This is a genomic window from Campylobacter sp. CS_NA3 (genome assembly GCF_027797495.1).
GTDB lineage: Bacteria > Campylobacterota > Campylobacteria > Campylobacterales > Campylobacteraceae > Campylobacter_B.
Genome location: NZ_CP115609.1, coordinates 997195 through 1021844, shown reverse-complemented (window position 1 = coordinate 1021844; position 24650 = coordinate 997195). Strand labels below are relative to the sequence as shown.

Annotated in this window: 20 protein-coding genes and 1 tRNA gene; 16 read left to right on the top strand and 5 right to left on the bottom strand. The window is 36.1% G+C overall.

What is annotated here, in order from left to right; all coding sequences use genetic code 11:
- Positions 1–2: 2 nt before the first annotated feature.
- Together guaA and PF026_RS05060 are read right to left on the bottom strand one after the other, a co-directional pair.
- Positions 3–1535: a glutamine-hydrolyzing GMP synthase gene (gene guaA, locus PF026_RS05065; RefSeq protein WP_270863479.1), complete on the bottom strand. Its 1533-nt coding sequence runs from the start codon at positions 1533–1535 to the stop codon at positions 3–5.
- Positions 1536–1592: 57 nt separating this feature from the next.
- Positions 1593–1727 carry a hypothetical protein gene (locus PF026_RS05060; RefSeq protein WP_270860705.1) on the bottom strand — a complete coding sequence of 45 codons (135 nt, stop codon included), beginning with the start codon at positions 1725–1727 and terminating at the stop codon, positions 1593–1595.
- A gap of 48 nt (positions 1728–1775) precedes the next feature.
- Between PF026_RS05060 and PF026_RS05055 the strand changes: the two genes are divergently transcribed.
- From PF026_RS05055 to ypfJ, 6 genes are all read left to right on the top strand, one after another.
- Complete coding sequence (locus tag PF026_RS05055) at positions 1776–2165, top strand: hypothetical protein (RefSeq protein WP_270860706.1); 390 nt, start codon at positions 1776–1778, stop codon at positions 2163–2165.
- Positions 2146–3948 (top strand): excinuclease ABC subunit UvrC, encoded by a 1803-nt coding sequence (gene uvrC / locus PF026_RS05050; RefSeq protein WP_270863478.1) that lies wholly within the window; start codon positions 2146–2148, stop codon positions 3946–3948. Before PF026_RS05055 ends, uvrC begins: the two co-directional genes overlap by 20 nt.
- Positions 3949–4155: 207 nt before the next feature.
- The gene (locus tag PF026_RS05045) at positions 4156–8349 is read left to right on the top strand and encodes an ATP-binding protein (protein WP_270870416.1); all 4194 of its coding nucleotides are present in this window, start codon (positions 4156–4158) and stop codon (positions 8347–8349) included.
- Between the two features lie 12 nt (positions 8350–8361).
- Positions 8362–8745 (top strand): response regulator, encoded by a 384-nt coding sequence (locus tag PF026_RS05040; RefSeq protein WP_270863476.1) that lies wholly within the window; start codon positions 8362–8364, stop codon positions 8743–8745.
- A gap of 57 nt (positions 8746–8802) precedes the next feature.
- Positions 8803–8879: transfer RNA gene (locus PF026_RS05035), tRNA-Arg, on the top strand.
- Between the two features lie 162 nt (positions 8880–9041).
- Entirely contained in the window at positions 9042–9923 is an 882-nt protein-coding gene (ypfJ, locus tag PF026_RS05030; protein WP_270863475.1) for a KPN_02809 family neutral zinc metallopeptidase, read from the top strand.
- Between the two features lie 702 nt (positions 9924–10625).
- Here the strand turns inward: ypfJ and PF026_RS05025 are convergent.
- Positions 10626–11351, bottom strand: coding sequence for a hypothetical protein (locus PF026_RS05025; protein ID WP_270863474.1), 726 nt, complete (start codon positions 11349–11351; stop codon positions 10626–10628).
- Positions 11344–12456, bottom strand: coding sequence for a CinA family protein (locus tag PF026_RS05020; protein WP_270863473.1), 1113 nt, complete (start codon positions 12454–12456; stop codon positions 11344–11346). The genes PF026_RS05025 and PF026_RS05020 overlap by 8 nt, the downstream gene beginning before the upstream one ends.
- A gap of 131 nt (positions 12457–12587) precedes the next feature.
- Between PF026_RS05020 and ileS the strand changes: the two genes are divergently transcribed.
- From ileS to PF026_RS04975, 9 genes are all read left to right on the top strand, one after another.
- Positions 12588–15347, top strand: a complete 2760-nt coding sequence (ileS, locus tag PF026_RS05015; RefSeq protein WP_270870417.1) for an isoleucine--tRNA ligase — start codon at positions 12588–12590, stop codon at positions 15345–15347.
- Positions 15337–15462, top strand: a complete 126-nt coding sequence (locus PF026_RS05010; protein WP_270863471.1) for a hypothetical protein — start codon at positions 15337–15339, stop codon at positions 15460–15462. The genes ileS and PF026_RS05010 overlap by 11 nt, the downstream gene beginning before the upstream one ends.
- Positions 15459–16817 carry an Asp-tRNA(Asn)/Glu-tRNA(Gln) amidotransferase subunit GatA gene (gatA, locus tag PF026_RS05005; protein ID WP_270870418.1) on the top strand — a complete coding sequence of 453 codons (1359 nt, stop codon included), beginning with the start codon at positions 15459–15461 and terminating at the stop codon, positions 16815–16817. The genes PF026_RS05010 and gatA overlap by 4 nt, the downstream gene beginning before the upstream one ends.
- Before the next feature lie 2 nt (positions 16818–16819).
- Positions 16820–18268, top strand: a complete 1449-nt coding sequence (guaB, locus tag PF026_RS05000) for an IMP dehydrogenase (protein WP_270870419.1) — start codon at positions 16820–16822, stop codon at positions 18266–18268.
- Positions 18268–19368 carry a homoserine O-acetyltransferase MetX gene (gene metX, locus PF026_RS04995; protein WP_270870420.1) on the top strand — a complete coding sequence of 367 codons (1101 nt, stop codon included), beginning with the start codon at positions 18268–18270 and terminating at the stop codon, positions 19366–19368. Before guaB ends, metX begins: the two co-directional genes overlap by 1 nt.
- Positions 19361–19570: an exodeoxyribonuclease VII small subunit gene (xseB, locus tag PF026_RS04990; protein WP_270860719.1), complete on the top strand. Its 210-nt coding sequence runs from the start codon at positions 19361–19363 to the stop codon at positions 19568–19570. The genes metX and xseB overlap by 8 nt, the downstream gene beginning before the upstream one ends.
- Complete coding sequence (locus PF026_RS04985) at positions 19563–20381, top strand: carbon-nitrogen hydrolase family protein (protein ID WP_270860720.1); 819 nt, start codon at positions 19563–19565, stop codon at positions 20379–20381. The genes xseB and PF026_RS04985 overlap by 8 nt, the downstream gene beginning before the upstream one ends.
- 210 nt (positions 20382–20591) lie before the next feature.
- Positions 20592–21251: a HesA/MoeB/ThiF family protein gene (locus PF026_RS04980; RefSeq protein WP_270860721.1), complete on the top strand. Its 660-nt coding sequence runs from the start codon at positions 20592–20594 to the stop codon at positions 21249–21251.
- Positions 21252–21259: 8 nt separating this feature from the next.
- Positions 21260–21793, top strand: a complete 534-nt coding sequence (locus PF026_RS04975) for an adenylate kinase (protein WP_270860722.1) — start codon at positions 21260–21262, stop codon at positions 21791–21793.
- A gap of 52 nt (positions 21794–21845) precedes the next feature.
- On the opposite strand, the gene PF026_RS04970 is transcribed toward PF026_RS04975, so the two are convergent.
- Entirely contained in the window at positions 21846–23192 is a 1347-nt protein-coding gene (locus PF026_RS04970) for an FAD-dependent oxidoreductase (protein WP_270870421.1), read from the bottom strand.
- 222 nt (positions 23193–23414) lie between these two features.
- Here PF026_RS04970 and PF026_RS04965 point away from each other — a divergent pair, with 222 nt between their 5' ends.
- Positions 23415–24644 carry a TRAP transporter substrate-binding protein gene (locus PF026_RS04965; protein WP_270870126.1) on the top strand — a complete coding sequence of 410 codons (1230 nt, stop codon included), beginning with the start codon at positions 23415–23417 and terminating at the stop codon, positions 24642–24644.
- Positions 24645–24650: the final 6 nt, after the last annotated feature.

The following is a 24650-nucleotide window of genomic DNA, read 5'->3' as shown; positions in this document are numbered from 1 at the left end:
AATTACTCCCACTCGATGGTCGCAGGTGGTTTGGACGAAATATCATAAACTACTCTATTTATGCCTTCGACTTCATTTATAATGCGGCGTGAGCAGTTTTCTAGCAGGTCATAAGGAAGACGCGAAAAACTAGCCGTCATGCCATCGCTCGCATCTACTACGCGGATACAAACTGCATTTTCATAAGTGCGGTTATCGCCCATGACGCCGACACTTCGGACATTTAATAACACACAAAATGCCTGCCAAGTTTTATCATACCAACCGCTCGATTTTAGCTCTTCTCTTAAAATCACATCTGCTTTGCGAAGTAGCTCTAAATTTGGCGTATTTACTTCGCCCATAATGCGAATCGCAAGGCCTGGTCCTGGGAAAGGGTGGCGGAAAACGACATCTCGCGAAAGCCCAAGCTCGAGCCCTAGCTGCCTAACTTCGTCTTTGAAAATCTCTCTTAACGGCTCGATTAGCTCAAATTTCATCCACTCAGGCAGACCACCTACATTGTGATGGCTTTTTATCGTCTTACTTGCCCCGCTTGGAGAGCTTTCGATCACATCGGTATAAAGTGTGCCTTGTGCTAGATATTTTACATTTTCAAATTTTTTGGCTTCCTTATCAAAAACTTCGATAAAAGTCTCGCCGATGATTTTGCGTTTTTTCTCAGGTTCAGTTACGCCTTTTAAGCGACTTAGGAAAAGCTCGCTCGCATCGACGCTGATTAAATTTACGCCAAGTTTGAGCTTAAACATCTCTTCGACTTGCTTTGCTTCGTTTGTGCGAAGTAGTCCGTTATCTACAAAAACTACGATTAAATTCTCTGGCACCGCGTGAGCAAGCAGAGCTGCCACCACAGAGCTATCTACGCCGCCACTTACCGCACAAAGGACTTTATCGTTGCCTACTTTTGCTTTTATTTTAGCGATTTGATCTTTTGCGAAGCTTCCCATATTCCAAGTGCTTGAAATTCCGCAAATTTTGGAGAAATTTTTAAGCATCGCTGTGCCAAATTTGCTGTGAATGACTTCTGGGTGAAACTGCATAGCATAAATTTTGCGATTTTCATCGGCAAATACGCAATACTCGCTACTTTTTGAAGTTGCCATTACTTCAAAATTCTTTGGCAAGATTTCTACTTTATCGGCATGGCTCATCCACACGACAGAATCGTCCCCGACGCCGTCAAAAAGCTGAGAATTTTTAGCGATTTTAAGCTCTGCTTTGCCGTATTCTTTGTGACTTGCAGGTATTACGCTACCGCCAAATTTATGGGCGATTAGCTGCATGCCGTAGCAAATCCCAAGTATCGGCAAACCTAAATCAAAAATTTTCTCATCACAAAAATAAGCGTCCTTTGCATACACGCTTGCAGGTCCGCCGCTCAAAATCAAGCCTTTTGGGCTTTTTGCTTTGATTTGCTCGATACTTGCATTAAACGGGATTAACTCGGTATAAACGCCTTGCTCTCTTAGTCTTCGTGCGATTAGCTGAGTGTATTGAGAGCCAAAATCCAAAACTAAAATGTCTGCTGTTTGCATAAAAATTTGTCCTTAAAAATAAAATTTGCAAAGTATAACAAAACTAAACTGAATAAACTATTTGCTTACGCTTTTTGTGGTAGTATCGCCGTTATAAACAGGCGGAGCTTTATATCCACAGCCACTAAGCAAAACTAAAAATAAAAATGCTAAAATACCAAAATGAAAAGTGCCAAAGAAATTATTTCTCATATTAAAACCGATCCTTTATATACTTCTTTTACCGATAGAGCGGACTTTTTGAACCTTTTTTCGGCGACTCATAAAAGTTTGATTGCCTTTATCTATATAAAAGAAAATATTTTGATGATAGCTCTAAAACACCCGCTTGGGAAAGTAGAACTAAAAAAAGATAGTAATATAAATTTGATAAAAGACTTATTAAAAATGTTTGTCAAATTTCGTCCGAATTCGGAATTTGCGAGTGTCAAAGATATAAAATTTTTTGTTGCCGATAGATTTATGGCAAAAAAATACAAATTTAAAAATCCAAATTTGAGCGAAAAAAAGGAAATTTTGCCATATTTTGAAAAATCAAAGGGCAAATTTAAAAACGATATAAAAGATGAGAAAATTCACGCTATTTTTGAAGAAATTCGGGGGCTAATCCTTGCTAATAGACGAGATTAAAACTTTGCCGAATTTACCCGGCGTTTATGAATATTTTGATAAAAACGGAAAGCTACTTTATGTCGGCAAGGCAAAGAACCTAAAAAACCGCGTAAAAAGCTACTTTTCTTTTACGCCAAAGCTTTCGCCAAATTCAAAAAACAGCGCACGAATTTGCAAGATGATAAGCGAAGCCGCGCATTTAGAATATATCGTAACGCCAAGCGAAAGCGATGCGTTGATTTTGGAAAATTCATTTATCAAGCAACTTCGCCCAAAATACAATATTTTGCTAAGAGATGATAAAACTTATCCATATATTTTTGTAAATTTAAACGATGAATTTCCGCGTTTTGAAATCACAAGAAAGCTTGTGAAAGGTTCGAATATAAAATATTTTGGACCATATTTTCGTGGCGGGAGAGAAATTTTAGAAATTTTATATATGAAATTTGCTCTCGTGCAAAAAAAATCGTGCATAAAAGCCAAAAAAGCTTGTTTATTTCATCAAATCGGGCGTTGCAAGGCACCATGCGAAAATAAAATTTCAAAAGATGAGTATGCAAAAATAGTGCAAAATGCCTTAAATGCACTAAAAAATCCACAAAGCATGATACCTGATTTATCAAATTTGATGATGAAATATGCTGAAAATGAAAACTACGAAGAAGCGGCTGGGATTAGGGATAAAATCGAAATTTTAAAAGATATTGAGATTAAAACCCAAGTTGATTTGGCTAAGCTTGATGATTTCGAAGTAATTGCGGTAAATTCACACTCAGATTTGATTTGTGCGGTGCATTTTAGTGTGCGTGGTGGAAAAATCGCTTCATCAAATTCAAATATCATAAACTGCAAAAATGCTGATTTTAGCGATATTAAAAGCGTTTATACGCAAGTTATTTTAGATTCTTTTCCACAAAATTCACCGATCGCAAGTAGCAAAATTTATCTTTATGATGAATTTGATGATAATAAGCTCGTAAGTGAAATTTTATCCAAACGACACGGACGAAATTTTAAAATCATATCGCCAAAAATCGGTGAAAAACGACGAATTTGCGAGATAGCTTACCAAAACTGCGAAATAAATATAAATAAACATTTAAAAACGCATAATTTTGAATTTCAAAATGAGTTAAAAGAGTATTTTGATTTAGAAAATTTACCGATAAATATAGAAATTTTTGATAACTCTCACATGTTTGGGACTGCGCCCGTGGGGGCTATGGTGGCGTGGAGCGGGGATAAATTTGATAAATCAAAATATCGCCATGCGCATTTGAGTTCAAACAATGATTACGATCAGATGTTGGAATTTTTAAGCGAACGCGCAAAACGCTTTGATAAGCTTTCTCCGCCTGATTTGTGGGTGATTGACGGCGGAACGGCGTTGTTAAATTTAGCCAGTGAAATTATTTCAAGTAGTGGAGCAAATATCGATATAATCGCAATCTCAAAAGAAAAAATTGACGCGAAAGCTCACCGCGCAAAAGGGTCGGCAAAAGATAAAATTTGCACCAAAAACGGCGTTTTTTCACTTTCAACCGATGATAAAAAACTGCAATTTTTTCAAAAATTAAGAGATGAAGCACACCGTTTTGCCATTTCGTTTCATCAAAAAACAAAGAAAAAACAGGATTTACAAAGCTCAAAACTTGTAAATTTGGGAATTTCGCAAGGAAAAATAAAAAAATTATTAGATTTTTACGGAAGTTTTGAAAGTATCTATTTAGCGAGTTTTGATGAGATAAAATCGCTCACAGATACAAAAACAGCAGAAAAATTATTTAAAAATCGTTAAAATATCGCTAAAACAAAGCTTTCTTTAAAGTTACTTGAAGTAAAATTAACTTGTCGGTTTGTATATGAGCATTTTTGTGTGCTTTTTGAAGTTTTAAATCGCAAATTTACACCTATGTTAGCATTTGTGTAAATGAGATTTAATTTGGTTTTTTAAAATATTAGAATTTAAACTAAAATTTGCATTTTTGCAAGGTAAGGATCAAATATGAAACTTAACACTTCCAGTTCATTGTTTCTCATCAGCGGTATTCCGCTTATGATTGTTTTCGTCTTTGCGTCTTGGTATCTTTACACTGCGGTTGTAGATTACTCAAAGGCTGAGGGTCTGAACGAACAGGTTCGGATGAATGAAAAGATCGAAAAGGTTATGGAAAATTTAGGTAGAGAACGAGGCTTAACAGCTGCGTTTTTGGCTAGTGGTAGAAATATAGGTGGCGGTGAGATTTTACACACCCAAAGGATACAAACAAACGAAGCTATCAGGGAATTTGAGAATTTTAAAAACCAAAATACTAGAAATGCCTTGTTAGATTTCTTTGACAAAAAATCTACTGTTGCCATAAATGCAGAAAATGAGATTGCTGATGAATTAACAAAACTTATCGGTATTAGAGCTAATATTGATGGAGAAAAAGTTTCATTTGGTGAAGTGTTCCAAACTTATTTTCAAAAGATTGATAATGCATTTCTAAGATCACAAGCAGCCATTAGTGAAAAACTGGTAACTACTGATATTACAGCTCTTGCTCTTACACTACTAAATACATCAACTGCGATGATATCGATTGCTGGTGAACGAGACTATGTTATCGAACATATAGTTGCAAATAATGCTGTAAATTCTGAACAACTTAGACAATGGAACGATTATAGCCTAAGAAGTTCGCTTCCTGTATATCAACTTTTACCTGATTCGGCTACAAAAGATGAGATATTAAAGATTGTAAATAGCATTGAAACTCAAAATGTATTAAATGAAGTTGCCCAACTGGATGCTCAATTGCAAAATGAGGCACTTGAAGGTGATTATTCGGTCTCTTTTATCGAATGGTTTACTATCATGACTCAAAAATATAAAGTCGCAGATGATATTGTAAATAAACTATACGATGAATTTGATGCACAAGTAACTGCGTATCAAGCTGAAAAACAACAACAACTTATCATAGCATTAACTCTTTGGATTTTAGCTGTATTGCTAGGTATTTTTGCTTATGGTGTTGCTAGAAATTTCAGAAACAACATTAAACAACTTGGCACCGTTCTTAACCGAATCGGTGAGCTTTCTGACCAAGATGAAATCGTTGATATTCAAACAAGTGAGGGTATTACAAAAGCGTATGCACTTATCCAAGATGCTTTGGATTTGGTTGCTTACCAAAAAACAGTGGCAGAAGATGCAAACAAAGCAAAATCTATCTTCCTTGCGAATATGTCTCACGAAATTCGAACCCCGCTAAATGGTATTATCGGATTTACAGAGCTTCTTAAAAATACAGATTTGGACGAAGAAAAACGAGACTATGTCGATACGATTGAAAAATCATCTGAAAACTTATTGACCATTATCAATAACATTCTCGATGTTTCTAAAATCGAAAGTAACAAAGTCGAACTTGAAGATATTTTATTTAACCCTATCCAAGATTTCGAAAGTGCGGTTGAGATTTATGTTGCAAAAGCAGCAGAGAAAAATATCGATATCTTACTATATATCGATCCTAGCCTTGTTCATCACCTATATGGTGATATTACTAAGATTAAAGAAGTTCTTATTAATCTTATGTCAAATGCCGTTAAATTTACGCCTGAACAAGGTAAGATTATGGTTGAGATAGTTAGAAATCCTAGCGAAACTCCAGGGGAGGCAGTTGTAACATTTAGTGTTGAAGATACTGGCATTGGTATTTCAGAAGATAAATTAGCAAATGTATTTAATGCTTTCTCGCAAGCAGATTCTACTATTACAAGAAAATACGGTGGAACTGGTCTAGGACTAACCATTTCATCTAAATATGTTGCGATGATGGGTGGCAAGTTAGATGTCAAATCGACAGTTGGCAAAGGAACAAGATTCTTCTTTACGCTAGCGTTTAAAGAAACCCAAAAATCAAATGCCGATGTAATGTTTGATAATGTAAAATTATTTAACTTTGCGTTGCTAACAGATGAAAGCGATAGTATGTATAATTCTATCGTTAAAAATTATATTGAAAATCTTGGTGGTCAAATTAGTATCTATCAAACCAATGCTGAATTTAGAACTGCACTTAATAATAATAAAGTAAATGCGGTAATGGGTAGATTTAAAAACTATGCTGAGCTAAATAGAGTAACAAATTTACCTGTTGTTTTGACACTAAAACCAAAAGAATTACAAAGCATCAATATCAATAATAGTGCAGTATTTACACTATCTGAGCCTGTAAATATTACTAAATTGATGAAAACAATTGAAAAGATTATAAAATCAAATCTTGCTCCAAAAGGCGGCGTAATAGCCTCTGCTCAAAGTGCCGCTCAAAAATCTGATGCTGCGGCTAATGATTTAAGAAATATTTTACAAAATAGAAGACAGCAAGAAGAAAGTTTTATGTCATCTCCTGTAATAGAAGAGCCTATTATATCTACTTCGACAGCTACTACTGCTAGTGCTATCGTATCTCCTGTTATCGAAGAACCTAAACCTAGTGTAGTAGAAAGTAATACTCTTGATTTAGATGATTTACCTGACATAGATGTTTTTGCTAAAAAAGAAGAGCCGATAGTAGAAGAAGCAAAAGTAGAAATTAAAGAAGATACAAACTATCTACTAGATGAAGATGGCGAAGATATGAGCATACCTGTGATGGAGATGCCAAAAGCAGTCGTTGAAGAGCCTGTTATTAAGGTTGTTGAGCCTGAACCGATAGTTGAGCCGATTGCAGAAAAAGTTGAAGAATTTATAGCACCTGTAATCGAAGAACCTGCTATCCAAGCTATTGTTGAGCCTGAGCCAACAGTTGCTCCTATCGTTGAAGAGCCTGTTGTCCAAACTATTGTTGAACCTGAACCAGCAGTTGCTCCTGTCGTTAAAGAAGTAAAAGAAGCAGTAGAAGCTGTTGTAGAAAAGGTTGAAGAAGTTGTTGCTCCTGCACCAGAAGTGATAATCGAAGAACCTATAACTCCTCCTGAGCCTGTGTTTGAAACTGTTATTGTTGAAGAGACAATTATGGTTGATGAAGAAGTCGAAGAGCCTGTAACTATCTACGAAGAAGTTCAACAAAGCGAAACCATTATGGAAGAAGTCGAAGTTGAAGTCGAAGAAGAAGTCGAAGTTCCTGATGATAGTGCTCCTGCACCAGCAGTAGGCGATCCGAATGTTCCATTAGTTAATAGAAAGTACAATGCAAATATCTTGATTGCGGAAGATAATGAAATTAACCAAAAACTTATGAAACATACGCTAAACAGCTTTGAGATGAATGTTACTATTGTTGAAAATGGTTTATTGGCACTAGAAGCTAGAAAAGCAAATGATTTTGATTTGGTATTTATGGATATTTCTATGCCTGTTATGGATGGTGTTGAAGCTACTAAACAAATTAAGCAATACGAGACAGAAAATGGCTTAAAACATGTTCCTATTGTTGCAGTTACGGCAAATGCACTTAAAGGCGATAGAGAAAAATTTATGGGTGCGGGACTTGATGAATACTGCACAAAACCAATCAAAAAGGATATTTTAGCTGGTATGCTTGACCATTTTGTTGGTAATAAACGCTCAGATGGCGGAGTTGGTGCTACTGCTCCAAGCAATGCAACTAAAATAGTAAAAGTTAAAAAACTTGTCAAAAAGCAAGTTCCAAAAACTGTTGTAAAAACTGTTAAAGTTCCAAAAACTGTAATGCAAAAGGTTATAAAACAAAAACCTGTTGTAGTTAAAAAAGAAATTCAAGTCGAAAGACCTGCTTCAAGTGTGGCACCAAAAGTTACAAAAGCTTTTGTTAGCGAACCGATTAACGCGCAAGCGGTAGTTGAACAAAGTGTCGCTACAAATTCGGCTCCTGCAAAGGATATTTTGATTTGTAAAAATAGTATCATGGAGAGTAAAATTTTCGGAAGTATTTTGAAACATACATATCAAGATGTTGATATTGTTTCGAATTTTGATGAATTGCTAAAACAAATTGTCAATGAAAATTATAAGCTCGTCATGGTTGATAAAAAGCTAAGTGGATTTGATGCTGATAAACTAGCAGATACTATCCTTCAACATAACAAGGCTAGCGAAGTCAAATTAAGATCTGTTGTGTTTGCAGATCCGGAAGATGGCACATTTGGCGGTAAATTTAATGAAGTTATGAAATATAGTATAACAAAAGCTGATTTAGAGAAATTAGCCAAAAAATTTATATAATGGGACAGAAATATGAGAAACATTAAAATTTTAGCAGTTGATGACGACGCTATCAACTTGAAACTTTTGGAAGTTATGCTTAAAAAGTATGGCAGAGTTGATGAAATCGTCAAAGCTGCCAATGGTCTTGAAGCATTAAGTATTTTGGAGAACAGGCAGGACATTGATCTTATTTTGCTTGACATAGTTATGCCGGTTATGAACGGGCTTGAATTCCTAGATAACCTTCATGTTAGGGACGAAGTCGCTCACATACCTGTTATCGTCCTAACGACAGATGAAACGGCAAAAAGAGAAGCGCTAAATAAAGGTGCTTATGACTTTATGACAAAGCCTGTTTATGACAAGGATTTAGCTCGCAAACTCGATGATGTGATGAATATTATCGCAGATTAGAATTTGGGCTGATTTTCAGCCCAAATTTTTTTATTTTCCCTATTTATTTTATTTTTTGTCCTCGTAGCTCAGTCGGATAGAGCGCAAAATTCCTAATTTTGAGGCCACAGGTTCGAATCCTGTCGGGGACACCATAATTTTCCATTCTGAAATATTGTTTGCCAACTCAATAAAGCGTATAATTATCTAAAATATCTAAGAATTTTAGGTAAATTTATTAAATATTATCAATTACGCAAAATAATTAAGGAATTTTGTGCTAAAATCTAATGATTTTAACTTCAAAGGATATTAAAATGAAATGGCGTGGTGGCAATCAAAGCTTAAATGTCGATGACAAAAGAGCTAGTTCAGGTGGTGGTGGCGGAATAAATCTTGCCTTGTTGATTCCGATTGTAAAATTTTTGATAAAAACTAAATTTGGTAGAATTATCCTTTTAGTGGGCGTCGTAGCAGCGTTTTTAGGTTTTAATCCTTTAAATCTTTTAAATTTCTCTGCCATTGGCGGTAATGCAGGTGCTTCAAAATTCCAAAACACACAAGCCGATCAAGAAGCAAAAGACTTTGTCGCTACCGTCTTAAAACAGACAGAAGATACTTGGGGAGCGATTTTTTCGCGCCATAATGCAAGATATGTAGAGCCAAAATTGCTACTTTTTCACGGAGCGATTAATAGCGGTTGTGGCTATGCAAGCTCGCAAGTAGGACCATTTTACTGCCCTGTTGATACAAAAATTTACCTAGATACGGACTTTTTTAGCGATTTAGCAAAAAATCATAACGCAGCAGGCGATTTCGCACAAGGCTATGTCATCGCCCACGAAGTCGGACACCATGTGCAAAATTTGCTAGGAATTTTAAGCAATGCCGATAAATTAAAAGCTAGAACAAACGAATCTGGCGCAAATGCGATTCAGGTAAAAGTCGAGCTTCAAGCCGATTGTTTTGCCGGAATTTGGGGGCATAATCAATACAAAATTTTAGAAGACGGCGACTTGGAAGAAGCTCTAAATGCCGCCACGATGATAGGCGATGATACCTTGCAAAAAAAGGCTCGTGGCTATGTCGTGCCTGATTCTTTTACGCACGGAAGCGGCAAAGATAGAAAAGAGTGGTTTTATAAGGGCTTTAAAACAGGCGATTTGAATGCGTGTTTGACGGGCTTGGAGAGTTTTTAGTTTTAAATTCATAATTAAATTTGGCGAATTTTTGCGACCCTGCACGGGTTTTTTGATTTGAAATTGAAACGAGCCTAGCTTTTTCGTCACGCAAACTCGGACAGACAAATTTAGTATTGTAGGGTGGGCATCCTTGCCCGCCAAAATAAAAATTCGCTTCTTGCGATGGCGATGGAAAGAAAATTTAAATTTCGGTGGGCAAGGGTGCCCATTCTACGACTTGCATAATTTTTGGTGGGCAAGGGTGTCACCCTACGAAACTACACATTTTGATAAATTCGAATAAGAGAAAAGAATTCCTATTAAGTTTTATTTAATTTTTTCTATCAAATTCTAGTTAAAAAATCCCATAAAATGGTATTTATAAAGAAAAATGAATTATTAAAAAATCGTATTTACAATGCAGTTAAAATTATTTAAAATATTTTATAAATTTATATAGAAAAGGTTCTATAATGAAAAAAAACATTAAATCGACTTATAAAATAAGAATTGGTAAAGTGAGCAAAATAAGCAATAAAATATCAATAATAAAGGTATTAAAATTTGTTTCATTAATAATAAAAAGATTTTATTGGATAGCGAATTTATACTATAACTTTATGTAAAAATTTTTATGTTTTTATTTGTTTATAACAAAAGATTATATGGTGGGCATTTTGCCCACCATTAGTGCCGAATTTAAATTTTTTAGGCAAATTTTTAAATTCTAATCGGATTTTCAGGCAAGACTTCGATTTGTATGTTTGGTTTTTTGTTTTTATTACTCGAATTTTGGTCGTTAAAATGCATTTGAAAGCTTTTGTTTAAATTCTGTAAAATGTCGCCAAACATCTTTTCAAGTTCGCCGTTATCGATATTTTCATTTAATGTAGCGTTTAAATCGCCAAAAAATTTGCCAAAACTTTTATCGGCTTCTTTGGCTAAATTTTCTAAATCTTTTCCAAAAATTTCAAAGGTTTTATTCAAATCTTTTGCTAAATTTTCGCCGTTTTGGCGTAAATTTTCTAAATTTTCTTTGTTATTTTGCAAAAAATCATTTAATGCATTTATAGAATCCTGTCCGAATTTACCGAAATTCTCGCCTAAAATTTTAGCATTTTTTGCGATTTCATCGATAGTTTTGTTTATATCTTCTGTTTTTAAATTCTCTAAATTCGGTGCAGGTTTTTGCGAATTTTCGCCTAAATTTGCCGAATTTTCACTCAAATTTGGCGAATTTTTAGCCAAATTTTCATCTTTTTTCTCGCCTAAATTTGCTTCGATTTTCGGCTGGGATTTTTGAGAATTCGGCTCAGTCTTACCCACGGCAACGCCCTTTTTTGTGCCGTTTATCTCTAAATTTAGCGTATCTTTTTTGCTTTTTTCATCGCTAGAACAGCCAAAAAACAAAACACAACCCAAAATCGCAATGATAAATTTATTCATCACTAATCCTTTCAAATTTAAAAAATAGTTCAGTTTTTAATCTCAAAAGTAGGCAAAATGCGATATTTACGCACTCGTTTCGCACGAAATTTCTATCGCCGTGAATTTGAAATTTTTCCGTGATTTTTTCTCCGTTTTTTTCGCCTACGCCTACAAACACCGTTCCAGCTGGTATCTCGCCGTCATCAAACGGACCTGCTACGCCGCTAACGGCGATCGCAAAATCTGCCTTGCTAAGCTTTAAAATTCCGTCAATCATCTCGCTAACGCACTCTTTGCTATAAACGCCAAAATTCGTCAAAATCTCATCGCTAACGCCTAGCCAAGCGTTTTTGGCGTTTTGGCTATATGTGATTAGCGAGCCTTCAAAAATCTCCGAAACGCCTGAGATTTCGCAAAATTTACTAGCTACTAGTCCTGCCGTGCAACTTTCGGCAAATGTGATTTTAAGGTTATTTTGTATAAGTTTTCGTGCGATAAATTCAATAAAATTTTCACTATCAATCACAAAATTATCAAAAATTTTCTTTACGCCACCCAAGAAATCATTAAGCCCGTAAAATTTATTTTCTTTTGCTTTTATGCAGATTAAAAATTCGTTAAATTGTGATAAAACTACGCTTATATCGTAGGTTTTAAGTAGCGGTTCAATGCGAGTTTTTACATAATTAAGCCCGTATCCAAAAATATAAAAAATTCTGCTATTTTGTTCGCAAGGCGTTAAAATTTGCGGTAAATTTTCGTTCGCACTAGCTTTTAAAACATTTATCCAGCACTCTCCAATTTGCATTAAAAAGCTATTTTTGGCGACATTTTTTACCATTGACGGAACCAAAGTTTCGTTTTTTAGTTCGAGCAAATCAGAAGTTAGAGTGGCTAAAATTTTGCTTACTATACCATAGCTTTCGCTACTAGCAAAAATCGTTATAAATTCGCACTTTTTGGATAAATTTTCTATGAAATTTGGCAAATTTCTGTCATTTTTGTTTGCAAATTTAATCTCATCAAATTCTAAATGCCCGTTGCGACAATGTCTAAAAATATAATCCAAAAAATTTCCGTTTAGTCGCAACTCGTCGCCGATAAGCAAAACAACTTTTTTCATTTTTTTCCTTATAAATTTGGCGCATTATACCACAATAAATTCTATAAATTATTCAGTTTTATAACTTCTTAATGCTTAGTTTGCTAAAATTCGCAAATTTATCAAAATTTATACTTTTAAAAAGGCAAAAAATGGATTATAAGGACACGCTATTTCTTCCTACGACGGATTTTGCTATGCGCGGAAATCTGCCACAAAACGAACCAAAAAGATTTAAATCTTGGTATGATGAACGAAAAGTTTATGAAAAAATGAGAGCCAAAAGGCAAAATGCTAGTGTTAGTTTTAACTTGCACGACGGACCGCCGTATGCAAACGGCCACCTGCATATCGGTCATGCGTTAAATAAAATTTTAAAAGACATTATCACAAAAACTCACTATTTTTTCGGCGAAAATATAAACTATGTGCCGGGCTGGGACTGCCACGGACTGCCTATCGAGCAACAAATCGAAATCAAACTAGGGGAAAAGAAAAAAGAGACTTCAAAAGGCGAAATTCGCAAACTTTGCAGGGCTCACGCTACCGAATTTATGGGAATTCAAAGAGATGAATTTAAAGATTTAGGCATTTTGGGCGATTGGGAAAATCCTTATTTGACGATGAAATTTGAGTTTGAAGCTGAAATTTACAAAGCCCTAACGCAAATCGCTAAAAAAGGCATTTTGATAGAACGAAGTAAGCCTGTTTTTTGGAGCTGGGCGGCAAAAAGTGCCTTAGCAGAAGCAGAAGTCGAATACAAAGACAAGGAAGATTACTCGATTTATGTGGCATTTGCATTAAGCGACGAAGCAAATGCTAAAATCGGCGCAAAAGGTGCAAAAGCAGTCATTTGGACGACTACGCCTTGGACGCTTCCTGCTAATAACGCAATCAGCCTAAATCCAAATGAAATTTATGCGCTAACGGCTGAAAATTTGATTTTTGCAAAGCCTTTGGTTGAAAGTTTGGTAAATTTAGGTATCACAAGTGGCAAAATTATCAAAGAATTTAGTGCAAAAGAGCTAGAAAATCTATACGCGATAAATCCGTTAAATGATAGACTTTCTAAATTTATCCTTGGCGAACATGTCTTAATGGACGGCGGAACAGGTCTAGTGCATACTGCACCAGGGCACGGCGAAGATGACTATTTTGTGGGATTAAAATACAATATCGAAGTTTTAATGCCTGTTGATGAAAACGGCTGTTATGATGAAACGCTTCGCGGTAAAAAGTTATTTAGAGACGGCATTGTTGATGAGTTTATCGGTATGCATGTTTTTAAGGCAAATGAAAAAATCGTCGAAATTCTAGGCGATGCTGTGGTAAAAGTCGGCAAATTTACGCACTCTTATCCGCATTGTTGGCGAACGCACAAACCTGTGATTTATCGTGCTACAAAGCAGTGGTTTATCGCTATGGATAAGGAATTCTCGGGCGGCAAAACGCTTCGTCAAATCGCACTTGATGAGATAAAAAGGATTAAATTCTATCCACAAAGCGGCGAAAACCGTCTAACTTCGATGATAGAAAATCGCCCTGACTGGTGTATTTCAAGGCAAAGAGACTGGGGTGTTCCGATTGCATTTTTCCGTGATAAATCCACAAAAGAGCCGATTTTCGATGAAGAACTAATGGATAATATCTATGAAATTTTCAAAACTAACGGGGCTGATGCTTGGTGGGAAATGGAAATTTCTGAGCTTCTGCCAAAAAATAGCAAATTTAAAGCTGAAAATTTAGAAAAAGTTATGGATATTTTAGATGTTTGGTTTGATAGCGGAAGCACTTGGAAAGCCGTTTTGCAAAGCGGAATTTACGAAGCCGGTGGTTTTCCGGCTGATATGTATTTAGAAGGAAGCGATCAACATAGAGGCTGGTTTCAAAGCTCACTTTTGGTAAGTTGCGCTATAAATGAGTGTGCGCCGTATAAGAGCATTTTGACGCATGGATTTACGGTTGATGAAAAAGGTCAAAAAATGAGTAAATCAGTCGGAAATGTCGTCGCACCACAAGAAGTAGCCAAAGAATACGGCGTGGAAATTTTACGCCTTTGGGTTGCTTTGAGTGACTATTCAACAGATCTTAAAATCAGTCAAAATATCCTAAAACAAGTCAGCGAACAATACCGAAAAATTCGCAATACAATCCGCTTTTTATTAGCAAATGTTAGCGATCTTCAAAAGCTTGAAACGGCAAATTTCACAGAGCTTGATAAATGGATTTTAACAAGAGCGGTAAGCGTTTTTGGCGAAGTTGAGAGCGCGTTTAGAAATTATGATTTTTCAAAGGGCTTTAACCTACTTTTAAATTTCCTAAGTGCAGATTTGAGTGGAATTTACCTTGATATTTGCAAAGATAGATTGTATTGTGATGATTTAAATTCATCTCGCAGACGAAGCGCACAAAGCGTTATGGTTATCATCACAAGAGCGCTTTTACCTTTGATAGCACCGACTTTAACTTATACAATCGATGAAGTTATGGAATTTGCTCCAAATATCGTAAAAGACGGCAAAAATGACGCTTTTGATTTAGAATATGAAGCGATTAAATTTGATAAATTTACCGAATTTAGCGAGATACTAACGGTTTCAAGAGAGAAATTTTTTGAAATCATAGATAGTCTTAAAAAAGACAAAATCATAAAATCGACTTTGGAGCTAAATTTGCAAACTAGTTGCGCTGAGATTTTAGGTGGCGATAGTGATGAAATTTGCGATTGGTTTATGGTCAGCGAAGTAGCAAACATAGATAGTAGCGAAGCTTTGGCTGAATTTAAAATCGGCGATGAAAGTTTTAGACTTTGTAAGGCAAAAAATCATAAATGCCCAAGATGCTGGAAATTTAACGCCGTAACGGACGAAAGCTTGTGTCCTAGATGTGCAAAGGTTTTAAATGTTAAGTGAGCCGATTTCATTTGCCTTTATAATTGCTACAATCGCCCTTATAATCGCACTTAGCTTTGTGGGCGTTTATTTTGTAAATAAAAAAGCAAAAAATATCAAAAAGGAGAAAAATTGATAAGTTTAAAAGAAGCATTAAAGCTAACGCCAGATGAGATACTAAATTTACGCAAAGAGCTAAAAGAAAAAATCGCACAAACAAAGAATTTAGGGGCTTATGTCGAACAGCTAACAGGCGAAGAGCTAAATGAAAGTGGCTTAGGTGTGCCGATTGCGATAAAAGATAATATTCAAGTAAAAGATTGGAGCGTAACGGCTGCTTCGAAGATTTTGCAAGGTTATGTTGCGCCTTATGACGCAACCGTTATCACAAAACTGCGAAATGCAGGACTTGCGCCTTTTGGTCGCACAAATATGGACGAATTTGCTATGGGAAGCACGACGGAGACTTCATATTACGGCAAAACGCTAAATCCGCTTGATAGCTCACGGGTTCCAGGTGGTAGTAGCGGTGGAAGTGCGGCTGCTGTGGGCGCAGGAATTGCAATCGCAGCTCTTGGAAGCGACACGGGCGGAAGTATTCGCCAACCTGCTGCATTTTGCGGTTGCGTGGGATTTAAACCAAGTTACGGCAGAGTGAGCCGCTATGGGCTTGGGGCGTATTCAAGTAGCTTAGATCAAATCGGACCGATTACTAAAAATGTTGAAGACGCTGCGATTTTATACGATATTATCGCAGGGCACGATAAAATGGATAGCACAAGCTACGCAGGTGAGTTTATAAAAACGGCAGATAAATTAAATAGCGATAGAAAATTTACAATCGCCGTGATTGAAAATTATTTAAATGAAGCTAGTGATGAGATAAAAACGGCGTTGAATTTGGCTATCGATAAGCTTAAAGCTTTCGGACATAAGATCGTTTATAAAAATTTATTAAATTCAAAATATGACATTGCGACATATTATATCATCGCAACTGCCGAAGCTAGTGCGAATTTAAGCCGTTATGACGGGGTGCGATACGGAAATCGTGCAAAATCGGCAAATTTAAAAGAGCTTTACGCAAATACTCGTGGCGAGGGCTTTGGTGATGAGGTAAAACGAAGAATGCTTCTTGGAACATTTGTTTTAAGTAGTGGTTATTATGACGCTTACTACATAAAAGCACAAAAAGCAAGAGCCTATATCAAGGCCGAATATGAAGAGATTTTTAAAGAAGCAGATCTTATTTTTATGCCGATTGCTCCAAGCGTAGCGTATAAATTTGGCGAGTTAGCCGATCCGCTAAGTGCATATCTAAGCGATATTTATACAATTGGCGTAAATTTAGCAGGACTTCCTGCGATTTCTGTGCCTGTGGGTAAAAACTCTGGCGGCTTAAACATAAGCGCACAGCTTATCGGCAAGGCTTATGACGAACAAGCAGTTCTTGATGGCGGTTTGAATTTAGAAAAAATTATAAGGGGATAATGATGAAAATTTTGAAAAAAGCTTTGACATTTGAAGATGTTTTGTTGGTGCCGCAGTATTCTGAAATTTTGCCAAAAGATGTTGATATTAGAACGAATTTGACAAGAAATATTACGCTAAATACGCCATTGGTTAGTGCTGCTATGGATACGGTTACAGAAGTAAAAACGGCTATTATGATGGCGCGAATGGGTGGAATCGGCGTAATCCATAAAAATATGGACATCGAAAGCCAAGCAAAAATGGTTAAAAGAGTGAAAAAAAGCGAAAGCGGTATTATTTTTGATCCAATTTCAATCAAAGCCGATGCGACCGTAAAAGACGCGCTTGATTTAATGGCAGAATACCATATCAGCGGTGTTCCTGTTGTCGATGATAACGGCATACTAATCGGAATTTTAACAAATCGTGATTTGCGTTTTGAAACTGATACAGCTTCATTAGTCGGCGAAAAAATGACAAAAGCGCCGTTAATCACAGCTCCAAAAGGCTGCACTTTGGATGACGCTGAACTTATTTTTAGAAGTAACAAAGTTGAAAAACTTCCTATAATCGACGCAAACGGACATTTAGAAGGTTTGATTACCATTAAAGATTTGAAAAAAAGAATAGAATATCCAAACGCAAATAAAGATAAATTTGGTCGTTTAAGAGTTGCTGCTGCTATTAGCGTAGGACATTTTGAAAGAGCCGAAGCATTGGTAAAAGCAGGAGTTGATGCACTTGTTATGGACTCAGCACACGGACACTCAAAAGGCATAATAGACACGCTAAAAGAGTTAAAACGAAATTACGAAGTAGATGTCATAGTCGGAAATGTAGCAAACCCTGCAAGTGTGGCTGATATTGCTAAGGCCGGGGCTGATGCTATTAAAGTCGGTATTGGTCCGGGAAGTATTTGCACAACTCGCATTGTAGCAGGTGTCGGTGTGCCGCAAATCACGGCTATTAGCGATTGTGCGGAAGCTGCTAAAAAATTTGGAATTCCAATCATAGCAGACGGCGGTATAAAATACTCAGGCGACATCGCAAAAGCCCTTGCAGCAGGAGCAAGTTCGGTTATGATAGGAAGTTTGCTAGCAGGTTGTTATGAAACTCCGGGCGAGTTAATTACTTTCCAAGGCAGACAATACAAAACTTACCGCGGTATGGGCTCACTTGGAGCTATGCAAAAAGGAAGTGCAGATCGCTATTTCCAAGACGGCACGGCAAAAGAAAAACTAGTTCCTGAGGGCATAGAAGGTCGCGTTCCTTATGCAGGTTATTTAAAAGATGTTGTGTTCCAGCTAGTTGGGGGCTTGCGAAGCTCTATGGGATATTGCGGTAGTAAAGATATAAAAACTTTCCAAGAAAAAGCCGAATTTGTTGAGATTACAAGTGCCGGACTTAAAGAAAGCCATGTCCATGATGTTATCATCACGCAAGAAGCACCAAATTACCGAGTAAATTAGTGAAAATTCAAACCAAAATAGAATACTTTGACGAACCGCTCCATTTAGAGAGCGGTCGAATTTTATCAAATTTTAAACTCGCTTACGAAACTTACGGCGAGTTAAACGAAGAAAAATCAAATGTCGTTGTAGTCTGCCATGCCTTAACCGGTTCTCACCATGCAGCAGGTAGATATGAAAACGATACAAAAGCCGGTTGGTGGGACAATCTAATCGGCGATAAAAAAGCAGTCGATACCGAAAAATATTTTGTAATTTGCGTAAATATCATTTCTAGTCCGTTTGGTTCGACTTGCCCTTTGGATTTGGACGAGCGGGGCGCAGAGTATCGCACGAGATTTCCCGTTATCGTCATTAGCGATGTGGTAAAGGCTCAAATGAAGCTTTTTACGCGTCTTGGCATAACTCACGCAAAAGCCGTCATCGGCGGAAGCCTAGGTGGCATGCAAGCACTTTGCTATGCTATCGAATACCCCGAATTTGCAGAAAATATATTTTTACTAGCGACCACTTATGCTACAAATCCGTGGGCGATAGCGTTTAATAAAATCTCAATCGAAGCCATTGTTAGTGATCCAAATTTTAAAAACGGAAATTACGACAAAGATGAAATCGCAAAAAACGGCTTAAAAGGTATGGAAATCGGCAGAATGGCAGGTCATATTAGCTTTCTTAGTCCAAATTCAATGCAGAAAAAATTCGGCAGAAACTATGTAGAAACAGACGGCTTATATGAGCTTAACGGCAGATTTCAAGTAGATCGCTATCTTGAATACAACGGAGCAAATTTCGCCAAACGATTTGATCCGCTTTGCTATTTATATATCGCTAAAATGATGAATATTTTTGATTGCACTAGACATTATGGAAGCCTAAAAAACGCACTTAGCGAAGTTAAATCAAAAATGTATATTATCTCTTTTGAAGGCGATTATCTCTTTCCGCCACATTTGATGAAGGAAATTTATGATTGTTTGGTGGATTTGGGTAAAAAAAGTTTGGCTCATTATGCCGAGATTGACAGCGATTACGGGCATGATGCGTTTTTGGTTGAAGTAGAAAAATTTGATTTTATAATTAAAAGGGTTTTAGATGAGTGAAAATTTGCAAAATGAGAGTGAAAATTTTGAAGAAAAATTAGAAAAAATAAATGAAATTTTAGAAAAGCTAAATGAAAAAGATTTGACACTGCAAGAAAGCGTTGAGCTTTATAAAAACGGCGTAAATTTGCTAAAAGACGCAAAGCAAATTTTACAAAATGCCGAACTTGATATAAAAGAATTTGGTGGTGAAAATGAGTAAAGTTTGTGTGTTACAGCTTCCGACACTTTCGATGAACGAAAGCAGGATTGATTATTATATGAAAATCGCCAAAGATAATGACGCTAAAATCGTGCTTCTTGGCGAATATGTGCTAAATAGCTTTTTTACCGAGCTTAAAAAAATGCCAAAACCGATGATAAAAGAGCAGAGCGATCACAAAAAAACTCTTTTTGCAAATTTGGCAAAAAAATATGATTTAACGATAATTGCGCCGATTGTTTTGCTTAAAAACGGCGGTTATGCAAAAAGTGTTGCTAAATTTAGCCCAAGCTCGACTAAATATTTCGATCAAAATATTTTGATAAACTACGCTCACTGGGACGAAGATGGTTTTTTTATAAATTCAAAAAATGCAAAAAAAGAGCAAAATGACGAAATTTCATTTCCGATTTTTAGTGACAACGGTGTGAAATATGGAATTTTATTTGGCTTTGAAGCGCATTTTGACGCCGCTTGGGTGTATTTTATGAAAAAGAAGGTTGATTGTGTTTTATTGCCGTGCGCTTCGACATTTGACTCAAATGAGCGTTGGGAAGAGCTTTTAAAAATTCGCTCGTGGCTGAATTCTGTTTTTATAATCAGAGCTAATCGTATCGGAAAAGCGAAATTTGGCAAAGAAAATTGCGATTTTTACGGGCGAAGCGCGGTTTTTTCTCCGCTTGGAGAAATCATAAATTCGCTAAAAGATGAAGAGGGCGTGTTGCTAAGCGAAATTTCCAAAAAAGAGCTAAGTTTTGCAAAAAATTTATGGAAATTTAGAGATATTTCAGCCAAAAAAGGGCTGATTTAGATAGCGATAATATAGTGTAAAATCCGCAAATTTAAAAGCGATAGCTTTTAAATTTGCCACTCCTAGCGTGCAGGGGTTGGGGGATTGTAAGGGGGAAGGGGGCGCTTCGCAAGTCAGCCAACTTCCCCCTTACAAGGCAATTTTAAAGTAGGTTAAATTTTTAAATTTGCAAAATTAATGCAATAATATTGTGGTAATTTAAGGTAAAAAATGGAATATTTTCACAGACAAATACAGCTTTGGGGCGAAGACAGGCAAAATTCGCTAAAAGATAAAAAAATTCTCATCATCGGCTCAGGCGGTCTTGGCTCATCTTTTGCTTATGCGCTTGGGTCTAGCGGTGTGGGCGAGATTTGTGTTGTGGATTTTGACACGGTTTCGCTTCATAATATCCATAGACAAATTCTTTTTTCGCTCGAAGATGAGGGTAAATTTAAGGCTGATATTTTTAAAACTCGTGTTGAAAGTAGATTTGACGGGGTTTGCGTTCGTCCTTTTAAGATGAAAGCTGACGAATTTTTTAAAACCTGCGCCGAAAAATTTGATCTTATTTTAGATGCGACCGATAATCTTGCCACGCGTATGCAAATCGACGAATTTGCGAAAAAAACGGAGACACCGTGGATTTTTACTTCGGTTGATAGCTGGCAGGTGCAAGTCTGCTTTATCGAAAAAAGCGATTTTAAATTTTTCCCTACTACGAAAGTGGCACCAGCAGGGCTTGCTGCGCCTATCGTTATGTTTGCGGCGAGTTTTACGGCAAATTTAGCACTTCGTTATTTGGCAAATTTGGAAGTCAAAAAAGATACGCTTTATTACTTAAATTTTTTCTCGGGCGAATTTGAAACCAAAAAAATCGCTCTTGTTTAAGGCAAAAAATGGTTATACTCATAACGGGCGCTTCGCACACGGGCAAAACGCTTTTAGCACAAAAAATGGTTGAAATTTATAAATTTTCGTCTTTTTCAATCGACCACCTAAAAATGGGGCTAATTCGCTCAAAAAATACAAATCTCACTCCAAATGACGATGAAGCACTAACGCCGTATCTGTGGCAAATCGTGCGTGAAATAATTAAAACCGCCATAGAAAATGGGCAAAATTTGATTATCGAAGGTTGTTATGTGCCGTTTTCTTGGCGGAGCGATTTTAGTGAAAAATATTTGCGCCAAATTCGTTTTATAGCCCTAGCGATGAGCGATAAATTTATCGATGAAAATTTTGATAAAATCAAAAAACATAGCTGTGATATAGAAAATAGGCTTGATGATACGACCTGCACAAAAGAAAATTTAAAAGCGGATAATCAAAATTTTATAAAGGGCTTTTTAAACAACAGCGAAAAAATCGTTTTAATAAACGATGATTACGAAAAAACTATAAATAATCTTTTAAGTGAGAATTTAAAATAAAAAGCCAAATTCCAAAGCGAACTTTGGAATTTGTGGGATAATTTTTAAAAATTTAATCAACAAGCTCAGCGCTAAATTTTTTCTCGTCGAATTTTTTGCCTAAGAATTCGCAAACTTTCATCGCATCTCGTTCCGCATTTCCTAGACAGCTAGTTGCGCCCGGACTTGGCGTCATATTAAAGATAATTCCATCGCCAGAATCAATACTAGCTTCGCCTAGCATTAGTTTTTTCTCTGTTTTATTTAAAACTTGCGGTCTAACGCCGCCAAAGCCTTTGGCATAATAAACATCTTCAACGCGAAGAGATGGAACGATTTTTCTAGCATCTTTTATAAAAAGTTGTGCGCCGTATCCCGGAATTTCAAATGCAAAATTTCTAAAAATATAGTTTCTAATCTCGCTATCTTTAAATAAATCAAACAAAATTCCGGCAATTTCTTTGCTAAAATTCAAAGTTTGTAAGTATTCTGGGAAGCTTCTCATGCCTTTGTATCGCTCTAATTTTGGCATAGCAAGAGCTGTTGGTCCGAAGCGAGTGCAACCACCTGCTAAAATATCAGGATCGCCGTGAAGTGCGGCAAACGGAAGTTTTGGATTTTGAACCATATAAACTTTTCCATTTAGAAGTTTTTGTTTAGTTAGATAAAAACTTCCGGCAACAGATAAACAGCCCATATCTTTGCCGTATCCCATTTTGTGCGCTAACCAAAGCGAGTGAGCTCCTGCATCAACTACGACAAAATCGGCACTAAGTGAAAGCTTATTTGCCGTGCGAATATAGAATTTTTCGCCCACTTTTGTGATATTTTGCACTTCTGAGTTTAGATAAACTTCGCAAGTTTTTTTAGCTTCTTTTTTTGCATTTTCTATAAACGAATTTGACATTGCACCATAATCAACCGTTGTATAAACTCCGCTTTTAACTCCCATTGCAACGACATTTTCAGGGCGTTCATTGCCGTTTTCATCAAAAATAACTCTTGGTTCGATCTCTTTTAGGGTATTTTTGTCAAAAAATTCCAAATACGGAAATAGTTCTTTGAAAGTTTCAAATCTTTGTGTTATAGCTTCTACTTCTTCATCGCCTACGCCCATTGCCATTTTTTGACCTTGGAACATAAACTTTTCATTATATCCGTGTTGAAGCCCGTATTTGATAATCATATCGGAAGTTCGCTTTGTTTTTCTAGCCTTTTCAAGCGTATAGTTTGTTTCTATATCGCCACAGTGGATAGTTTGAGAATTTGCTGTGCCTTTTGAATTTAGCGTTGCAACGCCTTCGTATTTTTCTAGCAGGGCAATGCTTTTAATATCCGTGTAACGCGCCAGTGTATAAAGCAACGCACAGCCGCTGATACCGCCGCCGACAACGACAACTTCGTAGTGCTTTTCTTGCATTTTGTTTATCCTTTTTTTAAAATGTTTAAACATAGAATTTTGCTAAAATTTTGCTTAAAATCTAGTTATAAATTTATTATTTTTTGCTGAATTTAATAGATTAAATTTCGAATTCAACTTGATTTTATAAATAATGAATTTGTTTAAGCAAAATTTAATTGAAATTAAATTTATTTTTTTTAGATACAATACCAACCTTAAAAAAAAATATCAAGGAAAAAAATGAAAAAGGTTGCCATTATTTTAGCGATTTTTGCGGTATTTGCTTTTGGCGCAGGTAATCAAAATAAAACACCAAATAAATCTCAAAAACATTACATACTAAAACTAGCTCTTGCTTGGGAAAATACGCTTCCTTTGCTTAACCAAAGCGCTTTGGAATTTAAAAATTATGCTGAAATTATGAGTGGGGGAAAGCTTAAAATCCAAATTTACACCCCGTCGCAACACAAATCAAATGGGCAAATTTTTGACTTTGTCAAAGACGGTAAATTTGATCTAGGTTATACTGCGCTTTATTATTATCACGAAAAAGATCCCAAATTTACGCTATTTACGGCTGTTCCTTTTGGTATGACAAACGATGAAGGACACGCTTGGTATTATTACGGTGGCGGAAAAGAACTAAGCGAAAAAATGTTGTCAAAATACGGCGTTAAGGCATTTTTAATGGGCTCAACGCAAATGCAAATGGGCGGTTGGTTTAAAAAAGAGATAAACTCTCTTGATGATTTGAACGGACTTAAAGTTAGGATTACAGGCTTTGGGGCAGAAGTTATGAGTAAACTTGGCGTAACGATAAACACAGTGCCTACAAGCGAGCTTTACAAAGCCTTTAAAATGGGAACAATCGATGCAGTAAAATGGATAAATCCTATTTATGATATGGGCTTAAATTTGCATAAGGTTGCTGATTATTATTATATCGGTTGGCAAGAACCTAGCGCAAATTTGCATTTACTAGCCAATAAAAAGGCTTTTGAAAATTTGCCAAAAGATTTGCAGATGATTTTAGAAACTTCTGCTAGACTTGCGGGTGAAAATTTTAAAAACAAAAGCTTTTTTGGCAATGCAAAAAATTTGGAAAAATTAAAAACTGATTATCCAAATATCCAAATCAAGCACTTTTCCGATGAAATTATAAACGCTTTTAAAAATGCAACGCAAGAGATTTTAGAAGAAAATTCGGCAAAAGATCCACTTTTTAAAGAGATTTTGCAAAGTCAGCAAAAATTTCAAAAAATCGCCAGAGAGTGGAAAATGACAAACGAAATAGCCTTTTTAAATTCGCAAAATATCAAGCCAAAAAATGATGAAAATTTGGCGTTATTTAATGATAAAAACGAAACGCAAAATTCGCTAAATTTGCCAAATTTGGATAAAAATTCAACTAATGACAAAAACAAAACTACTTCTGTGAGAACAGGCGATGAAGCAAATTTGACAAAGTAGTCAAAT